We start from the raw sequence: 20,039 nt of genomic DNA on the forward strand, positions 1-20,039 counted from the left end.
ACCTCGCTACAAGGCGGCAAAGATAAGCTTTCCGAACGCGAGGCCATTGTTAAGTGGTGTAAGCGCGAAAGTTACGATTACAGTTTTTATAACCTTATGTAAGTTTAATCAGCCGCACGGACGCGGCTATCTAATGTCTGGAGACTTAAGTGAACAATAATCGCTTGCTTGTTGCTGTTGGTTGGGTTGGATCCATATTTGGGCTAATCGGTAGTTTGTTGTTGGCCTTGCATGTGCCCTATTCCGGGTATGGATTTTTGGCTTATTTGGGATCCAATTTTGCCTGGTTGTATCATGGCGTAAAAACACGAACTTGGGCGCTTGTGGTGATGCAAGTAGGTTTTACCGCGACCAGTCTTGTGGGTTTACGGAATTGGGTTTTTTAATTGCCATGAATCTTGATCAGTACAAGATAATTTGTGAAAAGGCTATTCGAGCCAATTTTGTCACCCGAAATACACGAGTATTCGGCGTCCACCGCTTGCAAATGCGTGTAAGACGCGAGCGAGGGGCGATTATACGGAAATGGATTGCACAGCTTAGGTTAGCGCGTGACCCGCAGACCAGCGAGTGGATTGCTTTAGAAGTTCGCTGGAAAGTATATTAGTTTTTTAGCCGCTAAAATCCTTCCAGTGACCGCCTCATTTAAGCCAAACAGTGAATACTAGAAATGCAGTCACGGCAATTATTGTCATGCTGCCCGCGATTACGTTCAGAACGGCGATTTTTTTTGCGTCCCGGATTGGCCCATTGATTCTGTTTAATGATGAGTCTATTTCAGTCCTGACTGTTTTTATGGTGTCCCTTGCGCCTTGGGCCATCATATTTTCCATTGACTCCTTACTGGCGTTCAACGACGCATTTACAATGCGCTCGGCTTTATTCTTTGCGTCCTCACTCCAGCGCATTGCCATTGCTTCCAGCTCTTTTTTGAATTGATCAAGCATGTCCTGCTGTGCTTTGGCTCCATCCTGTAGCAGTCGATTGTTGATTGTTTGTAATATCAGAATAGGGTCGTCGCGACCAACGGCGATGCCGTGTTTGGTCGCGATTTCCCGAATCAGGCTTTCGATTTGGTCGTCTCTCATTATAAAATCACCGCAGTTTCCATTTGATCGAACAGCTGACGCTGGATAAGTTTTAGGCGTTGTCGCATCATGATTGTGTTTGTTTCTGCGGCTATCGCTTCCTCGAATGTCATTTTGTCTTGCAACATATCGCTTAGGTCGCGTCCGAACGTTTCGGCCTTTAGTTCCGGTATTTTTACAATAGCCGCAACACGTGTTTTATTTGCGGTGTAGGCTTTCATTTGCTCGAATCCCTTGCCGTTGTCTTCTATTGGTCCCCAGTACGGATTCAACCACACGACAAATTCGGCTTCCTCTGGATATTGTTGAACCAGTTGTCCGAAGCCGGCCACGGTATCTACTAATGCTTGTCCGCCAGTTACAACGGTGTGAATGACAAGTGTATGGCCCATTTCCTTTAGTAGTTGGGGTACTGCATTTGTCATTAGGTAATTCGATAGTGGTACGAATGAGCTTGCTCCATTATCGATGACTATATCGCTTTCGCTTGTGGCGATCATTTCGATTAGTTTGTCGAAATGGCGTGAGTTGATTTCATCGCCATCTAGGATGTCGAGTTTAGTGACATTGAGTTTCTTGTATCCGTTGAGCGTAGCATTCACTGGGTCGGTGTCTACGCAAAGCGGGGTTTGTCCCTTGCTCACTTTATATTGAGCGATCAAGGCGGCTATTAGGCTTTTGCCTACGCCGCCTTTGCCTTGTAATACCATGTGTATTTTTGCCATTAGAGCCAGTCCTCTTTATTGGGTGATGGATCGAAAATGAAGTTTTGTGGTTTTTGCGGGTTTTTGGGGGTTCGGTTATCGGGTGTCTTGTGTGCTGGCTGCCCTCCTTTCTTGGGTTCGGTCTGCGTTATCTGTTCTTTAGTTGGCATTTCTTGGTGCTTCTTGATCACTTGGTTTGTGTACTTCAAGAACTGGTGATACCCAATCGTGACACGCTGGACTTCGTGCATATGCTCCCAGATTGTTCGTATTGAATAGCCTGCGGCGATTGCTTCGCGAACATCTTCTTTTACGGCTTGGAACATTACGAGATTTCGGTCGCGCTTTTTCACCGATTGCTTTTTCTTCACCCACTCCGCTAGCTGTTCTGGATAACGTTTATTCATTTCATTTCACTGGAAGTGCGGCTCAGTCAACTTTTGGGGCAATTTTTCGCCAATTATGGCGTAAAAACATAAGCTATATATATAGAAATATCTTTAGTTTATAGGAAGTTATTTTTATATGTCTATTATTTTTTTGCGTTTTGATCGTCCGTTTTGGTGTTTTTTGACATTATGGTGATAACATGTTGTGGAGTCACCGACCGTATGGTCGGGGCAGGATATGTGAAGTACATGTACCGGCGAAGCCGACACATGTACTTCACTTCCCTTTATTCGCGCTATGCACTCAATGGGAATCCTGCTCTACGAGGTCAATCGGCTGCCGCCGATAGTTGAACATCAGAGGGGAACATGACAGAGAAGAAGGCGACGAGGAAGGGAAGTACCCCGATCTATGTGTGGGTTACTCCAGATGAAAAGGCGGCTATTGAGGCGAATGCTCGGCAAACCGGCCATAGCACATCTGCCTACTTGAGATTCCTTGGTCTTGGTTATGCTCCTAAAAGCATTACCGACAACGAGCGCGTTATGGAGCTCGCTAAGATCAATGGCGATTTGGGGCGGCTTGGTGGATTGCTGAAGCTCTGGCTAACGAATGATGCTCGCACCGCACAGTTCGGTGAGTCCACTATTAGGGCTGCACTTGCACGTATCGAGGCTACGCAAGACAAAATGGTTGAAGTTATGAAGGCGGTAATAATGCCAAGGTCCGACCTGTGATTTTAGCGGCTAAAATTTCGCGCTTATGATCGCGAAACATGTTCCGATGAAGTCGATCAAGAAAAGCGACTTCGATGCTCTTGTCAGTTACATATCTGACGATCAGGATAAGAAAGAGCGTGTTGAATACACTTCTGTGACTAACTGTCAGTCGGAGGATTTAACGGCTGCAATCATCGAAGTAACCGCTGTTCAAGGAATGAATACCCGCGCTGAATCGGACAAGACCTATCACCTTATTTTAAGTTTTCGTGAAGGCGAGCGGCCTAGTAATGAAGTCCTAAAGGAGATAGAAAGAAGTATTTGCGAAGGGTTAGGGTATGGTGAGCATCAGCGTGTTAGTGCTGTCCATTGCGACACGGATAATCTGCACATGCATATTGCCATCAATAAAATTCATCCGACACGTTTAACCATTCATAACTCATATAACGACCATAAGGTTCTCGGTAAGCTGTGCGAGGCCATAGAGATAAAGTATGGTCTTGAGCGAGATAATCATCAATCCAACAAAGTGGCAAGTGAAAACCGAGCTGCCGACATGGAGCGTCATGCTGGTGTTGAAAGCTTGCTCAGTTGGGTTCGGCGTGAATGTTTAGATCAACTCCATGCGGCAGCCTCTTGGGATGAATTTCACAAGGTGCTTCGCGAGCACGGCCTTACGTTGCAGGAAAGAGGGAATGGTTTTGTCATTGCTGATCATGATGGTTTGATGGTTAAGGCTAGTACCGTTGCACGTGATTTATCAAAGGGAAAACTTGAGGGTCGTCTTGGTGTGTTCGAGTCTCTTTCTAAAGACTCGGGTGTCGCTTCGCAATCTACCGGGCGAGGGAAGGTATATGAGCCGAGGCCGGTTGGATCCAGGCTTGATACAACGCTGTTATTTGCTCGGTATAAAAATGAACAGGCTAATCAACGGGCGTTGCGTGCTCAACAATGGAAGTCGGTGCGTGAAGAGAGGGCTCGCAAGATAGATGCCGCAAAGCGAGCGGCCAAGTTAAAGCGGGCTGTGATAAAGCTCTCTACGAAGTCTCGCATCGAAAAGAAGATTCTGTATGCATTGGCAAGCAAGTCGTTATTGGCCGACATTCAACATGCTAATCAGCAATGCCAGGCGGAAAGGCAGGCAATATTTGAACGTCACAGGCCGCAACAGTGGGCTGATTGGTTGAGACGTAAGGCGTCTTCTGGTGATGTTGATGCTCTTAATGCTTTACGGGCTCGGGATGCTGCGCAAGGATTGAGTGGGGATACTATCGGTGGAATAGGTGGTGCGCGAATACGTCATGGTGTGAAAGTTAAGCTGGATGGAGTCACAAAGAAAGGCACCATAATTTACCGCGCTGGTTCTTCGGCGATCCGTGATGATGGCGACAAGCTTAAGGTTTCCCGAGGTTCTTCCGCTGATGGGTTGGAGGTGGCATTGCGGATGGCGATGGAAAGGTACGGGAGCACAATCACGGTTTCGGGTAGTGCCGAATTCAAAGCACGAATTGTAAGAACGGCGGTTGATGCCGGCATTCCTTTGGTTTTTGCCGATCCTGTCCTGGAGCGGCAAAGGCGGTCTTTATTGAATAACACTACGGTGAACAGAAATGAACAACAATCTGAGCGAGGAAGAGGAATTGGAAGCGGCGTTAGCGGCATTGGATCAGGAGTCCATAATGCCAATGGAGCAGGGCGATGGTATGGATTCTTCGGAGCCATCAATAAGCCCAACGTTAGCGGCGTTGGGCGAAGACCGCCGCCCGAAAGCCGCAACCGTTTGCGAGACTTGTCCAGTCTCGCTATGGTTCGCTTCGCCACAGGAGTTGAAATGCTACTGTCGGGCAATGTATCTGGTGGTGTGGAGCAGCAAGGAGCCGAGCGTAATAACGCATTGCGACGGTCAGTTTCTGGGGCAGGATTGATTGTATCTGTTGAGGCCGATAAATACATTGCTGAGCGTGAAGAAAAGCGGTTAAGGGGTATCAATGTGCCGATGCATAGGCGATACAGTGAAGGCGATGCTGGTACGCTATCTTTTGCTGGCTTAAGACGCGTTGACGGCACGGCTCTTCTGCTCCTAAAGCGTGATGATGTTGTGTGTGTCTTGCCAGTCGATGAACCGATGGCGGCACGGCTACAGCGTTTATCGATAGGTGACGCTGTATCTGTTGGTGAGTCCGGTTCAATAACGCTCGCAAAAGGCCGAAGTAGATAGCCGCTTCTTTTATTTGTTAGGCATACGCCTCGGTTTCTTCTGGGGCTAAAATCAAAAAAAAATTAAGGTATTTGCCTTTGTAAGTCATTGTTGATAGTATCTTTTCATAGATAATCAGCTTATCAAAAACATTGAATGCTATGGGCGATGTTAGCCATAACATCAGTCATAGGGTTTTTGCCTTTTAGCCGCTAAAAGGGGCGTATCAAATGAAAGATAAATTTAACAATGCAGTCGGCCCCCAAATCCGCGCAGGTAAACCTCGTGTTGGAATCGTCATACCTGCGTTGGCCGTTACATCGTTAGTCGCTGGCCTTCAATCGGCAACCCAGTTCTTTGCCGATGAATTTAATTACCAGTCTACGCTGGGCCCTCATTACAACCATATATACGCACCGTGGGCTGTACTGCGTTGGTCTAGTGATTGGTATGGGTTATATCAGGACAGCTTCATGAAAGCGGGCAGTGTTGGTATGTCCGTTACTGCTGTCGGTTTACTCGGGTTGGTTGTTGCAAAGATGGTGATTGCGAATTCATCGAAGGTTAATCCGTATTTGCATGGCTCCGCCCGATGGGCTAACAAGAAGGATATTGAAGAGGCCGGCTTGTTGCCTCGTTCTGCCGGTTTATTTACTCGGCTCTTCGGTAAAAGGCCTGAGCCGGTTTCAGGGGTCTATGTAGGTGCATGGGTCGACAAGAAAGGTGTTACACGATACTTGCGGCATAACGGTCCAGAGCACGTACTATGTTATGCGCCGACTCGCTCAGGTAAGGGCGTCGGTTTAGTTATTCCTACGCTATTGTCTTGGGAACGTAGCGCGGTTGTTACCGACTTAAAGGGCGAGCTATGGGCTCTAACGTCAGGTTGGCGAAAAAAATATGCCAGGAATAAGGTTTTGCGTTTTGAGCCGGCCGCACTGCAAGGTAGTGTATGTTGGAACCCATTGGATGAGATTAGGCTTGGTACGGAGTATGAAGTCGGCGATGTCCAGAATTTGGCAACCTTGATAGTTGATCCAGATGGTAAGGGCTTAGAAACGCATTGGCAGAAAACAGCTCAGGCTTTGCTTGTCGGTGTGATTATGCATGTTCTGTATAAGGCCAGGGATGAGGGTGGCGAGGCATCTCTTCCTATTGTGGATGCCATTATGTCTGATCCTAATAGAGACATTGCCGAGCTTTGGGTGGAAATGACAACCTACGGGCATGCATTTGGTAAAAACCATCCGGTGGTTGGCTCTGCCGCTCGGGATATGATGGATCGTCCTCCAGAAGAGGCTGGTTCTGTTCTCTCTACGGCCAAGTCGTATCTCGCTTTGTATCGCGATCCAGTTGTTCAGCGCAATGTGCGTAAGTCTGAGTTTCGCATCAAAGATCTGATGAACTTCGATGATCCAGTCAGTTTATACATAGTCACCCAGCCTAATGATAAAGCGCGGCTAAGACCGTTAGTTAGGGTTATGGTGAATATGATTGTTAGGCTTTTGGCTGACAAGATGGAATTCGAGAATGGTCGTCCTAAAGCTCATTACAAGCATCGAATGCTAATGATGCTCGACGAGTTTCCTAGTCTCGGCAGACTGGAGATTTTGCAAGAGTCTCTGGCTTTTGTGGCGGGTTACGGGATTAAGTGCTATCTGATTTGCCAAGATATTAATCAATTAAAAAGTCGTGAAACGGGGTATGGAGCTGACGAATCGATAACCTCTAACTGTCATGTACAGAATGCTTATCCACCAAACAGGGTAGAGACTGCTGATCATCTATCCAAACTGACGGGTCAAACCACAGTTGCAAAAGAACAAATTACAACCAGCGGTCGGCGAACCAGCGCGTTATTGGCGCAAGTCTCTAGGACCATTCAGGAAGTACAACGGCCCCTGTTGACTCCGGATGAATGTTTACGCATGCCTGGTCCGGTTAAGGGAGCAGATGGGTTGATTGAGAAACCGGGGGACATGGTGATTTATGCCGCAGGCTACCCTGCTATTTACGGTGTCCAGCCCCTATATTTCAAGGATCCGGTATTTCAGGCCAGAGCATCTATTCCGCCTCCTAAGGTTTCCGATAAGTTACTTAAGACGCATGAAGCAAGGCGTGATGAGGCCATCAAGTTATGATGCGGCTTACTTCATTGATTGCCATGCTTGGTATCTCCTATCTCGCATTATGCGGAATCGCCTACGCCGTTGGTGCGCGATTCAATTCAACACGTAGCATTCCAGTTGGCCTTTACTGGGAAACCAACGACCCGGTGGAGAAGGGTGCCTATGTAATGTTCTGTCCTCCACAACGAGAGGTCTTCGATTTAGCCATGACTAGGGGTTATATCGGTGCTGGTTACTGCCCAGGTGGATATGGATTCATGATGAAGAAAATTTTAGCGGCTAAAACGGATGTCATTTCGATTGGTGACGATGGTGTGCGAGTAAATGATGTTTTATTGCCATTTAGCGCTCCTTCTGCACTTGATGGGGCGGGACGCCCTATGCCGAGATTTAGGACCACCAAAGAATTAACTGAGTCAGAGGTTTTGCTTATGACGGATATAAACGCAGGTTCATTTGATGGTCGCTATTTCGGCTTAGTTGAACGCTCTCAAATCAAGGGTGTTATCCGCCCGGTTTTCACTTGGTAAAAAGGAGGTTTTCATGCAATTGTTTATTGCAGAAAAGCCCGATCTGGCTAAAGCCATTGTTGATGGTTTGGGCGGGGGATCGCGCAAAGACGGTTTCTATGATTGTGGTGATAGCTTTGTGACGTGGTGCTACGGTCACATGCTGCAATTGTTGGACCCAGAGGACTACGATCCTCGTTTCAGTAAGTGGAATATGGATGATCTGCCTATTTCGCATATCCCTTGGCAGAAAAAACCGTCAAACGATAAAAAAGACCAGCTCAAGATTATCACCACATTATTAAAACAAGCCAGTAGCGTTGTACACGCGGGCGATCCAGACGAGGAAGGTCAGCTATTGGTTGATGAAATATTGGAGTATGCGTCTTGTTCGTTGCCTGTTAAACGGTTGCTCATCAATGATAACAATATCAGTGTCGTTAAGAGGTCGCTTGCGAGTATGAGGGACAATCGGGAGTTCGCCGGTTTGTCGGCGGCTGCGGAGGCCAGAAGCGTCGGAGATCAGCTATACGGTTATAACATGAGTCGTGCATATACGCTGGCCGCGAATAAGGCTGGTTTTCAAGGTGTGTTGAGTGTTGGACGAGTACAGACTCCTATCCTTGGTTTGGTTGTTAGAAGGGATAGAGAGTTTGAGGCGCATACCAAGAGCTATTACTACAATGTCATTGGACAGTTTGCTTTTAGTGGTTTGGCATTTCCTGCACGCTATCAAGTTGTTGACGGCGATCCAGTAGATGAAAAAGGTCGTCTATCGAATCAGGACCATGCACAAGGTGTCGCGGATGCCGCGAAAGGTTCGCCGGCTAAACTTGTTAGCGCTAGTACAAAAAAGAAAGAACAGCACCCTCCACTTCCTTACAACCTTTTGAAGCTCCAAACAGACGCATCGCGTAAGTTTGGGATGAAGCCGAATTCCGTTAAGGACATAACCCAATCATTGCGCGAGAAACACAAGCTGATTACATACAATCGAAGTGACTGCGAATATCTCAGTGAAGATCAACATGCCGATGCTCCGAACGTTTTGGCTGCTATTGCTAAGACGGCTCCGACGCTAACACTTGTCGCGCAAAGGGCCGATCCGTCACTAAAGAGCCGTGCATTCAATTCGTCGAAGGTTAGCGCCCACCACGGCATCATTCCCACTGAGGCGACCGCCGATTTTTCTAATCTGACTGATGGCGAGCAGAAGATATACATGCTCATTGCCCGTGCCTATATCGCGCAATTCTGGCCCAAGCATCAATACGATCAAACCGATATTATTCTTGAAGCCGCTACGCATCGGTTTGCTGTTCGCTCGAACGTCACTACCTTGTCGGGATGGAAGGCGTTATATCGAAACGATATAGGTAATGAGGATCTGGAGGGTGATGCAAACGACATAGCTCAGGATCTTCGCGTGTTAAAGGCAGGCGAGGGCGGCGATTGTACGGAAGCCGTTGCAAGTAAGATGGAAACGAAGCCGCGACCACTGTACACAATGGCCACCCTGTTAACAGACCTTACTCGCGTCGCTCAATATGTTCGGGATGATCGTCTACGAAAGCTCCTTATCGAAAAGGACAAGGGCAAGGAAGGCGAGCATGGTGGTATTGGTACTCCGGCGACACGTGACACCATCATTGCTACTTTGTTTGATCGTGGCTATCTGATGGAAAAGGGTAACAACATTATAAGCACTCCTACAGGGCGAGAGTTTTACGACACTTTGCCCGATAAAGCTAAATATCCCGATATGACCGCTCTATGGCACGAACAGCAAAGAGCTATCCAAAGCGGCGACATCAATGCGATTACTTTTGTCACTGAGTTGATGGAGTACATCGGTATAGAGGTGGCTAACGTCAAGCAGAATGGCATTGGGATCAAAGTTGCTTTCAATCCTTGTCCGGATTGCGGAAAGCCTTTGCGCCGGATTAAGAAAAAGGACAAAAACGAATTTTTCTGGGGCTGTACTGGGTTCTCTGATGGGTGCCGGCATGCCGCTGAAGACAAGGATGGTCGGCCTGTCCCCAAACAAGCGTCTCTAGTGTCTGATGTTCATAAATGCATGTCATGTGGAAAGGGCTTGTCGAGGCGGCCAGGGCGAAAAAAGGGAGCGTTTTGGTGGGGGTGTAGTGGGTTTCCAACGTGCAAGCAGACGTATCAAGACGTTAAAGGAAAACCGGATTTTAACATTAGTAAACAGGGTGGACGTGATGAGTAACGGTGACGGTGTAAATGATTTGAATGTCGATACGGAATTAGAAATGGAGTTAGAGGTTGATGCGGTCGACGTAGTGGGGGTGAAGCTGCTTGATGCTATGGTGCCTGGTTCTGTCGTGGACTTCGATCCTGACGAAGCCGAACGGCTTGGTGCATTCAATGAGGACGCCTTAAATGAGGCTGATGCATTAGAAAGCCGTATCGATTCAGTAAATCATGAATAGGTGTCTGACCAATGGCGAAGAAACCTATTTCTAATCAAGGACAACTTGATTTTTTCAATTTTTTTGAAGATTGGCTTGTTCCCGAGCCAACGCCGGTTGACAAACCGGTGGTGGCGGTTAAGGAAAGCCTGGACTCATCCCCGAACGATGCTCGGCATTTACTCGCATTAAGATTGGCGCAACGCTTGAGTGAAGAAGGCGGTATTACATCAAAGATATTAACCGAGGAAGCGAATCGTGCGTTTGGTGGAACCCAGGCCGGTGGCGATTATTTATCTAAGGATGCTTATGATGCCTTAGAGGCCGCTTTTAACATCCACTTGCTCGGGACCGAAGACGCGACTTGGACCGCATTGAATGCCGACGAAGCCAAGCTAAAGGTCGTTGACTTAACAAATCGGATTCAACGATTGCCTACTCAGACGCGACGTGATGAAGAAATGGAGGAATTCCAGCAGTTCAGCACACCGCCCGCGCTCTCTTTTGTCGCTAATTGGGTTGCGAATGTCAAAAAGGATGATGTTATGGCCGAGCCGTCTGCTGGTACAGGAGACTTGGCCATATGGTCGAAGATGGTTGGGGCCACACTGATTCTGAATGAATTGTCCCCTCGTAGACAAGCTCTATTGGGTGCCTTGTTTCCCGAGGCGACAATATTTAAAGAGAATGCTGAGCAGTTGGATAACGTTCTACCTATCGAGTTTAAGCCGACAGTGGTTGTAATGAATCCACCATTTAGTTCGTCTGCTGGTCGTATACAAGGGCAGCGGGACACAACTAATGGCGCAAGACATCTCGAACAGGCATTAAAGCGCCTAGAGCAAGGTGGGCGATTGGTGGCGATTGTTGGGAACGGAATGGCCGCGGATAAGCCTGCCTTTGCTTCATGGTGGAAGGATATACAAGCCAAATACAATGTAAGGGCCAATATAGGCATTTCCGGGCGAGAATATGCTAAATACGGAACCACATTCGACAATCAAATTTTAGTAATCGACAAAAACGGGGTCACGACGCAGCCGATATTGACCGGCAAAGTAGATTCGGTGGCCGATTTACCAGCATTATTGGAGGGTATAAGAAATGACCGTCAACATATTCAATCAACACCCGATAAACAGGCAAGCCGCCCAAATACTCCGCCAATATCAGATACCATTCAATCCGGAAACGGAGTTAGCGGCATTAGCATTAGTGCGGACAGCGTTAGAGCGGAATCTGCTGGAAACGGGACCGATTCCGGAACCGCTCTTATTGATAGCGAAGTTAGCGGCTCAACCGAAGATAGCCATGTCCCTAATGACGGAATCGGAGCCGGGAGTGGAGTTCGAGATAGAGTTATCGGAAACGCTGGAGGAAGCGGCGGCGGAGATACTAGAGGAACTAGTAGCCTCACTACAAGCAACAGTGCCGCAAGCGTTGCAGTAGAAGCTAAGGATGATCTAGCTACTGAGTTTACCGATTCTGTCTTTGCGAACTACGCCCCACAGCGTCTTACAGTACAGGGCTCTAAACCACATCCAGGCAAATTGGTGCAATCAGCGGCAATGTCCGCTGTTCAACCACCTGCACCGTCTTACGCTCCTCTATTGCCAAAGAGTGTCATCGAAAATGGCTTACTTTCGATTGCTCAGATTGAGGCTGTTGTCTATGCAGGGCAAGCGCATTCGGAAATTTTGCCGAATGGTTCGAGGAAGGGCTTTTTCATTGGTGATGGTACTGGCGTTGGTAAGGGTAGGGAAATATCCGGCATCATTTTGGATAACATGCTGCAAGGTCGCACCAAGGCCGTTTGGGTTTCATTCAATGAAGGCTTGATAGAAGATGCTAAAAGGGATTTTGCGGGTGTTGGCGGCGACCCGACAAAGATATTTTTTCAAGGTAAGACCAAGGCCGGGAACGAAATAACGCAAGAGGAAGGTATTTTATTCACTACTTACTCGACGCTACGTGGTGGCGAGAAAAAGCAGGCGAATGATTTGGGACAAAAGGGCGGTAAGTCTCGCGCTAAACAAATCATAGACTGGTTAGGTAAGGATTTCGATGGTGTTATCGCATTCGACGAAGCCCATAGCATGGGCAATGCCATTGCGATTAAGGGAAAACGAGGCGTCAAGAAGCCTTCGCAACAAGCGATAGCCGGCATTAACTTGCAACGCGAATTACCTAATGCACGTGTCACCTATGTATCAGCTACCGGCGCTACCGAGATAAGCAATCTTAGCTACGCGGATCGTCTTGGCTTATGGGGTGAGGGAACCCCGTTTGCCGATACCAATGCCTTTATCAATGGGGTATCGAAAGGCGGAATCGCATCAATGGAATTGATCAGCCGGGACATGAAAGCAATGGGCATGTATTTGGCCCGGTCGTTGTCCTACGATGGTGTCTCTTATGAGCGCTTGGAACATCCACTATCTGACTTACAGGAAGATATTTACAACGAACTGGCCGGTGCTTGGCAAGTCGTTTTAAATAATGTTGAGCAGGCTCTTGAACTCACTCAAGCAGGCAAGAGCGGTCCGGGTAAAAGCGCCGCTATGTCTCAGTTCTGGGGCGCACATCAACGATTCTTCAATCAAATTGTCACGGCGATGCAAACGCCGGCAGTGATAGACCATATTCGCGACCAGTTAGATGCTGGACATGCGGCTGTGATTCAGTTGGTCAATACAAACGAAGCTGCACAGGAAAGGATTATCGCCGACGCTACAGCCAATGATGCTCCTTTGGAAGAATTGGATTTTACGCCTCGGCAAATGCTTATGGATTACGTCAGAAACGGCTTCCCGGTTGCTGCTTATGAGGAAACGAAAGACGATAACGGCAACATAACCTACGTTCCAGTACGTGACTCGGAAGGGAATCAGGTATTTGACCGAGAGGCCATTGCATTACGCGACTCTTTATTAGAAACATTGCATCAAATTCGTGTTCCTGAAAATCCATTGGATTCGATCATCAATGCCTTTGGTTCAGAAAGAGTTGCCGAGGTTACTGGCCGTGGACGACGCTTTGTTCAATCTCGCGATGATGAAGGTAATCTACGAGTTTTCGAAGAAAAGCGCGGCAAGAACTCTTCTCGGGCCGACGCTGAGACGTTTCAAGCCGACAAAAAGGACATTCTCATATTCTCGGGTGCCGGTGGGACCGGTTATAGCTTTCATGCTGACAACACTGCGGAGAATCAACGTAAACGGATTCATTACATCTTACAACCTGGTTGGCGAGCCGATGCCGCCGTTCAGGGGTTTGGGCGAACTCATCGAACCAATCAAGCACAAGAGCCCCATTATGTATTACCTACCACTAACTTAAAGGCACAAAAACGATTTGTATCTTCAATCGCTCGTCGGCTTGACCAACTCGGAGCGCTTACTCGCGGGCAGAGAGAGGCCACTAGCCAGGGTATGTTTACTGCTTCTGACAATCTTGAAAGCCAATATGCATCGACCGCGCTGAATAACTTTTTTCGTGATCTGTATCGTGGGACCACAAGCCTTAAGTTCCACGACGTTACCAAGCAGATGGGGCTTAATCTGCTTGATGAAAATGCTTCATTGAATGAGAGCAATCTGCCGGCTATACCGCAGTTCTTGAATCGCCTACTGTCGCTGAAAACCGATATGCAAAACCAAGTTTTTGGCGAGTTCGAAAAGAGACTTGTGGAAGCCGTGGATTATGCCAAGCAACGTGGTTTGTATGATGTTGGCCTACAGACTATGACGGCCTTAAGCATCCAGAAAACACGGGATGATGTCGCTTACGAAGATAAAAAAACAGGTGCTCAAACTCGATATGTCGAGTTGGCCGTGACTAACGAGGTTCATTATCACAAGTGGGAAGAGACTAAAAAGTTTCGCAAGGATAACTTAAAAGAAGGCGATCTAAGTGGATGGTTTGTATCAGAGTTCGGCAAAAACAAAGGGGAAGTGTTTTATCTTGGCGACATTGGCGACCGGCTTGATTCCGATGGTAAATCAGTCCGTCGCGGTATCGTGCATACAATCAAGAAGCACGATTACCGATATATCGACAATGCCGACGTTATCAGTCGCGGGTTTGACTATCGATCAGTTAATGGCTCTTATCAGCGGGTTACTTTGACTCGGGCGATTGATGAAAAGGAAGCGGAAAGGCTTTGGAATGAGCAGCTTGCGAATGCGCCGAAAACCGAAACAAAAACCGAACGCATGCTTGTCGGTGTGATTTTGCCAATCTGGGATCGTGTCGAAGGTGCCGAAACCATTCAACGATTACAAACAGACGACGGTGAACAATTACTTGGCCGAATGTTGGGGCCTAAGTCGGCCAAGCAAACACTCAAAAACCTGGGGCTAGATTCTGGCCTTTCAAATATGACGGCAAGTGATTTGTTTGCTGCCATCACAAAAGGCAGTAAGGCCATCCTTTCCAACGGTTGGGAAATCGCAACTGCCAAGGTCAATTATGAGGATCGTATCGAGCTTAAGGGCCGTGGCTATCTGACCGATGCCGAAAAACGGGTATTGAAAGAGCAGGGTGCTTTTATTGAGCGCATCAACTGGGCCGACCGGGTGTTTATACCAACCGGTGAAAATGGCCTCGGTGTGTTCGAGCGCATTACTTCATCAAAGCCCGTTGTCGATTTAATTGGAAAAAATGATAAAGATAGCGATCAGGAGGAAAACGAGGCCGTTCAAGAGTCCGCTACATTCAATCCAACATCGAGTAAGTTGGACACAGTTGTTGCCGCAAGTGAAAACACGCATAAGATCGAAGTGGAGTCATTGCCTGAAGGTTGGACAGAATCACAACCGGGTGGATTGATTGCCAGTCTTGATCCTGAGAAGGGAGGGATCATTGATAGCGAGATTGTTTCAGGTAAGTGGTTTGTTATTCCTAACAATGACGCTTTAACTCTAATCACCGATCTTGAGACACGAAGCGATGCGATTAAGGCCTTAGAAACCGCAGTTAATCTATTACAACCTGAACAGTCTTCACAACCAGATCAGACCGATCAGGGCATTGCGCCAATTCCATCAGAACCGAACAGCGTTACCGAACCACATGCGCAGGCGCCGGCTGTTTTTAATCACCTTGCTAACCAAGAGGTTATTTCAATGGATAAAACGAAGAAACCATTTCACGAAACAGTTGCAGAAAAGCTAATCGAGCAACTTGAGCAAGGTACAGCGCCGTGGCAAAGGCCGTGGAACCCGGACGAAGCAGGTGGATTTCTCCCATATAACCCTGTTACCGGCAATCGATATAAAGGTATCAACACTCTCCATTTATTGTCGGAGGATAGGAACGATAATCGGTGGATGACCTATAAGCAAGCTGGTGAGCTTGGTGGGCAAGTCCGAAAAGGAGAGAAGGGGACTGGTGTTCAATATTGGAAATTTACCGATGAGCAAACAAAGCGGGATGATAACGGCAATCCGGTTTTAGACGAAGAAGGCAATCCGGTGAAGGTGGTCGTAAAGTTGGAACGTCCACGGGTTTTCTTTGCAACGGTGTTTAATGCTGAACAGATCGATGGTTTGCCGCCGCTTGAAAAGAAAGAGGTAACTTGGGACCCCATTGAACGCGCAGAAAATATATTAGCGGCGTCAGGTGCCGATATAAATCATAACGGTGGTAGCCGTGCGTTTTATAGACCGTCTACTGATAGCATTCACTTGCCGGAAAAAGGCCAGTTTCCAACCGCAGAGAATTACTATGCGACCGCGTTGCATGAGTTGGGGCACTGGACTGGACACGAAGACCGGTTGAACCGGGACATTGCACATCCATTCGGAAGCGAGGCTTACGCCAAGGAGGAGTTAAGGGCGGAAATTGCCAGTATGATCTTGGGTGAAGAGCTTGGTATTGGTCATGATCCTGTTCAACATGCGGCTTATGTTGGCTCGTGGATTAAGGCTTTGCGGGATGATCCAATGGAGATTTTCCGGGCGGCATCTGATGCGGAAAAAATTCAGGGTTTTGTGTTGGGCTTAGAACAAAAGTACTTTCAAGAGCAAGGGCAAGAGAATGTGCAAGTAGCTCTTGATGGGTTATCAACCGTGCTGGCTGTTGATATTGCATCGGTATTACCGCAGTCATTACCACGTGCAGATTTATCGGCGTTGGGACCGGTAGGCCAAGCCATCGCGGTAACAAGGCTATTGTCTGACCAAGTAGGCATTACAGCCGATATTGAGCGATTGGCCTTCAATGGCTTAACGGCCAGTCAGATTGCTCAAGACCTAGAGGATCGTTTAACGTCTATTGCCGACCAGGGATTAGTGCCGTTTGTTCGGCAGGTTCGTGCGAGTCTTGGAATTCCGCCGCTCGATGTAGCACAGGCCTTTTCTGAATGGCGGGATACGGTTGAGGCACGGCTATCATCGCCTTCGGTAAACATCGATGTGTTGCCAAGAGCGGATGTATCTGCTCTTGGCCCTGTTGGCGAATCTATCGACCGTTCCCGCGAGCTTGCAGACCGTTTAGGATTGACTGCTGACATTGAGAGGATGGTGTTTGACGGGCTAACCGACATGCAAATCTCCACTAGCCTCGAATCCCGCCTTGACCCCATTACGAATCTCGCTCTTCAAGAACAGCGCGATCCATTAACGGCGGCAATATATTTCGTTAGACAGGTTCAAGCGAGTCTTGGAATTCCGCCGCTCGATGATACGGAAGCACATCAGTCATGGCGAACAAAGGTTGCCGGTCGTTTGCTTGATCACTCGCATAGTGACGCTGAACCAAATTCTGCGCCTTTGCGGCAGTGGTATAAGGATAACGTAAAAGCAGATATTAACGAGGTTGCGTCTGTTGAAAAAACGGCGAAAGCTGTCGGAGTTTTTGATGGACCACTGGCTGTTGATATTGCGACGGTATTGCAAAGGTCTGAAGAATGGACGTTCGATCATTACCAGGACTATGAAGGCGAGAGCCTGGATGTGGCATTACGCAAAGAAGGGCTCAATTCAATTCAGAATGTGGTCGGCAATATACCTGAGCGGTTTTTTGACACAGCTATTGAAACTCTTTCCCCTATTTTCGGCATTGCGCCAGATGATATTAGCGTGACCAATGCTTACTTTGAGCGCAAGGGGTTGGCTCAGGCGTTCCAGACAATGGCCGATAGGCTAGTCCAGAATCAAACACAACAAGTTTCTTCGCCGGCAATTGCCCTATCCAAAGAAGGTGTTGAGTTGGATAGGCGTAATTTGCTCGATCTGTTCCCAGAGCTCAATGGTCCAGATGGCAAACCGAATGGTTTTGGTATTTCGAGAATTACGTTAATGGCGGACGGTAAGGTTGTTATCGATAGCGACAGCAAGAAAGCAATCGTAGCCGATACATCGGCCCAGTCCGAAACCGGAGTCACACATCAAGATATTGCTGACTATTTCGAGCGTGGGTATATCAAAACGGTAGCGTTATCGGAATCTGCCAAACCGGAAACCACTCAATTTGAAGGAGGCGTTATGCGCGTACCTGTTGTTAATTCAACTGAACGTCTTTTAGAAGAATCTGTGCGGAATATTGAGTACGCGCAAGAGGTCATTCCTGAATGGCGTGGTAACTACGCTCAAGAGCAAGGTAATGGAAATGTTCGACGTGCGATTGATTTGATCCAAGGTGGGCAAGTCGATAAAGCGATCGATGCACTATGGTTAAACGTTGAGCTAGAACATCGATACGGTGGTGAAAATAGCGATGAGTTTCGTGACGCCATAAAAGTGTTGGAAGAATACTGGCGGAAATGGCAAGCCGATAATGGTGTTGGTCCAGCTATCACGCCGGCTATGAAAAGGGAATTTGATGCTTTGCCGCGCGACCTAAGTCAATTATCAAGTGCGACATTCGAAGAGTATCAAAAGGCGGCGGAAGTCGCCAGATTAGAAGAGCAAGCTGTCAAAAACGACCCGAATAGCTCTGATGAGGACATAGCTGCCGCTCGGGAGAAGAGGAAGTCCGCCGATCTGTTGGCTACGGTAAACAGCTCAGACTTCCAGAATAAAGTTTCTGAATTTGAGCAGAAACAATCGGTCGCCAGCTTGTCGGGCCAAGGTGGTGATAGTGTGCGGCCAGACCAACAAAACACAGGAAATGATAAGACCTTTATTGCTGTGCCTTTCCGCGAGAAAGAGGAAGCTAAAGTATTGGGTGCCAAATGGGATAGGCAACATACATCCTGGTTCATTCCTGCTGGTGTTGATCAATCGGCGTTTTCTAAATGGTTGCCGTCGGAGGCTGGAGAAGTAAAAGTAACGTCGGTTGTTAATTCGGAGATGGGTAAACCAACCGCCTCCGATAAGTTATACCTTGCTGTTCCTTATTCGGAGAGAAAAGCCGCGAAAGAAGCCGGCGCTAAGTGGGATGCCGGCGCTAAATCGTGGTATGTCGGTCAAAATGCCAATATGGATAAGTTGCAACGATGGTTGCCTGATAACACTAAACCGCAGCAAGAACCGGCAATGACCCCGCGCGAAGAATTTTCATCGCTACTTAAGGATATGGGGTTTGTGCTTTCTGGAAACCATCCTGTTATGGATGGACAGCGACATAGGCTTGAAACGGTTGGTGATAAGGCTGGCGAGAAAGCAGGATTTTATGTTGCTCACATGGATGGTCATCCTGCCGGTTTTGCTCAGAATAATCGTACCGGCGAAGCCCAGAAATGGAAGTCAAAGGGATATTCGCTTAGCGATGGAGAAAAGGCGGAATTGCAAGCTCAAAGCGCGTCTAAGTTGCAAGCAAGAGAAAACGAGCTAAAAGCTAAACAGGATGCCGTAGCGGCCTCTATAAGACAGCTACTTGCTATCGCTCCGCCTGCATCTGCCGATCATAAATATTTGCAATCGAAAGAAGCCCGGCCAGGTGATCTTCGAATGGTGCCGACCGATTCAACAGTGTTGCCCCCCGATTCGGCTGTAATGATTGGTAAAACATGGAAGGAGTCGAAGGAGTTGCGGGACTCGCACCCGGATAAACTGGTGTTCACCGCTGGTGATTTACTCTTGTCGGCGCAAGATGTAAGCGGCGTAATTCGATCAGTGCAATCTATCCAGGAAAACGGCATGAAGCGCTTTGCTGCTGGCGGTGCTAAGCAAGACATGTTTCATGTTGTCGGTGGCAATAATGGCGTGGAAGCGTTAGCGAGAGCGCCGGCCATAGTGATAGGCGAGGGGTATGCTACGGCTGATACGTTATCCCAATCTCTCGGGTATCCAACGGTTGCGGCGTTCGATTCTGGCAATTTGCCGCACGTTGCAAAGCTATTGCGCGGCCAGTTTCCTGATAAGCCAATCATCATTGCCGGGGACAATGATTTGCATCAAGAACTGACCGAGGGCCGCAATCCGGGTAAGGAAAAAGCTGAGGCGGCGGCCACAGCAGTAGGTGGTGTCGCGCTGTTTCCGATTTTCGCTCCTGGCGAACAAGCGTACCCCATAGATCTTGATCCTGTTACGCCGGCATTGGCAAAGGGAGATGGCTTATCCGATGCGCAAAAAGAAGCAATCTCGAAAATGAAGTCCTTTACAGATTTCAACGATCTTGCGACGAAAAGCGTATTGGGTTGGGAAGGTGTTGAACGCCAGATAACAAATGTCGTGAATAAAATTGTGTCCGATCAGCGTGAACGAATTGAAACGAGACAGCATCAAGATAATGTTCAGCGCCTAGAGCTGCAACAGCGTCAGAAACTAGCGTCGCGCAACGCGGTTGCAATTATTTAGGTTATAGCTTTGAGCCATCAGTCGGTGAAAACTGCTGGCGAGAAGAAATACAATCAGATGATGGATGTTGTATTTTAGCCGCTAAAATTTTCAATCGTTTTTCTGAGTTTTTTATTATGGCT

Annotated in this window: 11 protein-coding genes; 8 read left to right on the top strand and 3 right to left on the bottom strand. The window is 47.8% G+C overall.

Features of this window, described 5'->3' with window-relative positions; all coding sequences use genetic code 11:
- The first annotated feature begins 149 nt into the window (after positions 1 to 149).
- A complete protein-coding gene (locus tag IVG45_RS00070; protein ID WP_230874545.1) occupies positions 150 to 386 on the top strand; it encodes a hypothetical protein in 237 nt (78 codons plus the stop codon).
- Positions 387 to 641: 255 nt separating this feature from the next.
- On the opposite strand, the gene IVG45_RS00075 is transcribed toward IVG45_RS00070, so the two are convergent.
- Genes IVG45_RS00075 through IVG45_RS00085 form a run of 3 tightly spaced genes read right to left on the bottom strand, consistent with a single transcriptional unit; the run spans position 642 to position 2,199 of the window.
- Positions 642 to 1,088, bottom strand: a complete 447-nt coding sequence (locus IVG45_RS00075; RefSeq protein WP_425257806.1) for a conjugal transfer protein TraM — start codon at positions 1,086 to 1,088, stop codon at positions 642 to 644.
- Positions 1,088 to 1,813: a nucleotide-binding protein gene (locus IVG45_RS00080; protein WP_196433901.1), complete on the bottom strand. Its 726-nt coding sequence runs from the start codon at positions 1,811 to 1,813 to the stop codon at positions 1,088 to 1,090. Before IVG45_RS00080 ends, IVG45_RS00075 begins: the two co-directional genes overlap by 1 nt.
- Positions 1,813 to 2,199, bottom strand: coding sequence for a TraK family protein (locus IVG45_RS00085; protein ID WP_196433902.1), 387 nt, complete (start codon positions 2,197 to 2,199; stop codon positions 1,813 to 1,815). The genes IVG45_RS00080 and IVG45_RS00085 overlap by 1 nt, the downstream gene beginning before the upstream one ends.
- A 351-nt stretch (positions 2,200 to 2,550) precedes the next feature.
- Here IVG45_RS00085 and traJ point away from each other — a divergent pair, with 351 nt between their 5' ends.
- The 7 genes from traJ to IVG45_RS22485 all read left to right on the top strand — a co-directional run bounded on the left by traJ (position 2,551) and on the right by IVG45_RS22485 (position 19,917).
- Positions 2,551 to 2,919: a conjugal transfer transcriptional regulator TraJ gene (gene traJ / locus IVG45_RS00090; RefSeq protein WP_196433903.1), complete on the top strand. Its 369-nt coding sequence runs from the start codon at positions 2,551 to 2,553 to the stop codon at positions 2,917 to 2,919.
- Between the two features lie 25 nt (positions 2,920 to 2,944).
- Positions 2,945 to 5,122, top strand: coding sequence for a TraI/MobA(P) family conjugative relaxase (gene traI, locus IVG45_RS00095; RefSeq protein WP_196433904.1), 2,178 nt, complete (start codon positions 2,945 to 2,947; stop codon positions 5,120 to 5,122).
- 209 nt (positions 5,123 to 5,331) lie between these two features.
- Complete coding sequence (locus IVG45_RS00100; protein ID WP_196433905.1) at positions 5,332 to 7,242, top strand: type IV secretory system conjugative DNA transfer family protein; 1,911 nt, start codon at positions 5,332 to 5,334, stop codon at positions 7,240 to 7,242.
- A 23-nt stretch (positions 7,243 to 7,265) separates the two neighbouring features.
- A complete protein-coding gene (gene traF / locus IVG45_RS00105; protein ID WP_425257824.1) occupies positions 7,266 to 7,760 on the top strand; it encodes a conjugative transfer signal peptidase TraF in 495 nt (164 codons plus the stop codon).
- Positions 7,761 to 7,773: 13 nt separating this feature from the next.
- Positions 7,774 to 9,972 (top strand): DNA topoisomerase 3, encoded by a 2,199-nt coding sequence (locus IVG45_RS00110; protein ID WP_196433907.1) that lies wholly within the window; start codon positions 7,774 to 7,776, stop codon positions 9,970 to 9,972.
- Positions 9,965 to 10,195, top strand: a complete 231-nt coding sequence (locus IVG45_RS00115) for a conjugal transfer protein TraD (RefSeq protein WP_230874546.1) — start codon at positions 9,965 to 9,967, stop codon at positions 10,193 to 10,195. Before IVG45_RS00110 ends, IVG45_RS00115 begins: the two co-directional genes overlap by 8 nt.
- 11 nt (positions 10,196 to 10,206) lie before the next feature.
- Positions 10,207 to 19,917 carry a strawberry notch-like NTP hydrolase domain-containing protein gene (locus tag IVG45_RS22485; RefSeq protein ID WP_230874547.1) on the top strand — a complete coding sequence of 3,237 codons (9,711 nt, stop codon included), beginning with the start codon at positions 10,207 to 10,209 and terminating at the stop codon, positions 19,915 to 19,917.
- Positions 19,918 to 20,039 lie beyond the last annotated feature (122 nt).

The sequence above is a fragment of the Methylomonas sp. LL1 genome (genome assembly GCF_015711015.1).
Classification (GTDB): Bacteria; Pseudomonadota; Gammaproteobacteria; order Methylococcales; family Methylomonadaceae; genus Methylomonas.